The organism is Pseudomonas sp. R9.37 (genome assembly GCF_963878885.1).
Lineage (GTDB): Bacteria > Pseudomonadota > Gammaproteobacteria > Pseudomonadales > Pseudomonadaceae > Aquipseudomonas.
This window is the reverse complement of record NZ_CAWNZA010000019.1, coordinates 1492-3739: the sequence shown is the minus strand read 5'-3', so window position 1 is coordinate 3739 and position 2248 is coordinate 1492. Positions and strand designations below refer to the sequence as shown.

Below are 2248 nucleotides of genomic sequence, written 5' to 3'. Positions count from 1 at the left end.
ACCGCCTTCAACGACCGATGGATCCGCCGTCAGGGTAACGGTAGTGGTGTCGATCGAATCAGTGATCGTGGTGACGGCTGGGGCAGTACCTGGAACCAAGTTCTCAAAGTTACCGCCAGTTGCACTGGTAATAGTTGTGCTGACGGTCGAACCATTGTTGTAGACGTCGTTAGCCGGCGTTTCAAACACCACCGAGCCGGCAGATTTACCGGCTTCAATGACGATCGTCTGACCGTTGCTCAACGTGACCGTCACAGCAGTTTGCGCTGGGTTGGTCAGCGTAGCGGTGTAAGTGATGTTGCCGCCTTCAACGACCGATGGATCCGCTGTCAGAGTGACAGTGGTGGTATCGATCGAATCAGTGATCGTGGTGACGGCTGGGGCGGTACCTGGAACCAAGTTCTCAAAGTTACCGCCAGTTGCACCGGTAATAGTGGTGCTGACAGTCGAACCATTGTTGTAAACGTCGTTAGCTGGGGTTTCGAAAACCACCGAGCCCGCAGATTTACCCGCTTCGATAACGATGGTCTGGCCATTGCTCAACGTCACGGTAACCGGAGTTTGCGCCGGGTTGGTCAACGTGGCGGTGTAAGTGATATTGCCGCCCTCAACAACCGAGTTATCGGCAGTCAGGGTAACGGTAGTGGTATCAATCGAGTCGGTGATGGTGGTGGTCGCTGGCGCTGGGTTGGTTGCCAGGTTTTCGAAGTTACCGCCAGTGGCGTTGGTGATCGTCGTGTTGACGGTCGAACCGTTGTTATAGACGTCGTTAGCTGGGGTTTCGAAAACCACCGAACCGGCAGATTTACCGGCTTCGATGACGATGGTCTGGCCATTCGAAAGCGTCACAGTCACCGCAGTTTGCGCCGGGTTAGTCAGCGTAGCGGTGTAAGTAATGTTGCCGCCTTCAACGACCGATGGATCCGCTGTCAGAGTGACAGTGGTGGTATCGATCGAGTCGGTGATCGTGGTGGTGGCTGGCGCTGGGTTGGTCGCCAGGTTCTCGAAGTTGCCGCCAGTGGCGTTGGTGATCGTCGTATTGACGGTCGAACCGTTGTTGTAGACGTCGTTGGCCGGCGTTTCGAAAACTACAGTTCCGCTGGACTTGCCCGCTTCGATGTTGATCGTCTGACCGTTGCTCAAGGTAACCGTCACAGCAGTTTGTGCTGGATTGGTCAGCGTGGCGGTGTAAGTGATGTTGCCGCCCTCAACAACCGAGTTATCGGCAGTCAGGGTAACGGTAGTGGTATCAATCGAGTCGGTGATGGTGGTGGTCGCTGGCGCTGGGTTGGTTGCCAGGTTTTCGAAGTTACCGCCAGTGGCGTTGGTGATCGTCGTGTTGACGGTCGAACCGTTGTTATAGACGTCGTTAGCTGGGGTTTCGAAAACCACCGAACCGGCAGATTTACCGGCTTCGATGACGATGGTCTGGCCATTCGAAAGCGTCACAGTCACCGCAGTTTGCGCCGGGTTAGTCAGCGTAGCGGTGTAAGTGATGTTGCCGCCTTCAACGACCGATGGATCTGCCGTCAGGGTGACGGTGGTGGTGTCGATCGAATCAGTGATCGTGGTGACGGCTGGGGCAGTACCTGGAACCAAGTTCTCAAAGTTACCGCCAGTTGCACTGGTAATAGTGGTGCTGACGGTCGAACCATTGTTGTAAACGTCGTTAGCTGGCGTTTCAAACACCACCGAGCCCGCAGATTTACCGGCTTCGATGACGATGGTCTGGCCATTGCTCAGCGTCACGGTGACCGGAGTTTGCGCCGGGTTGGTCAGCGTGGCGGTGTAAGTGATGTTTCCACCTTCAACGACCGATGGATCCGCCGTCAGAGTAACGGTGGTGGTGTCGATCGAATCGGTAATCGTGGTGGTCGCTGGCGTAGGGTTGGTCGCCAGATTCTCGAAGTTGCCACCGGTGGCGTTGGTGATCGTCGTGTTGACGGTCGAACCGTTGTTGTAGACGTCGTTGGCCGGAGTTTCGAAAACTACCGAGCCCGCAGATTTACCCGCTTCGATGACGATGGTCTGACCATTCGAAAGCGTCACAGTCACCGCAGTTTGCGCCGGGTTAGTCAGCGTAGCGGTGTAAGTGATGTTGCCGCCTTCAACGACCGAAGGATCCGCCGTCAGAGTAACGGTGGTGGTGTCGATCGAATCGGTAATCGTGGTGGTCGCTGGCGTAGGGTTGGTCGCCAGATTCTCGAAGTTGCCACCGGTGGCGTTGGTGATCGTCGTGTTGACGGTC

1 pseudogene (cut by both window edges) is annotated in these 2248 nt (G+C 56.0%); it reads right to left on the bottom strand.

The window, feature by feature from the left end:
• A pseudogene (locus AACU78_RS30075) lies at window positions 1–2248 on the bottom strand (immunoglobulin-like domain-containing protein) (its annotated part extends past both window edges: 6551 nt to the left, 1491 nt to the right); the annotation flags it as partial.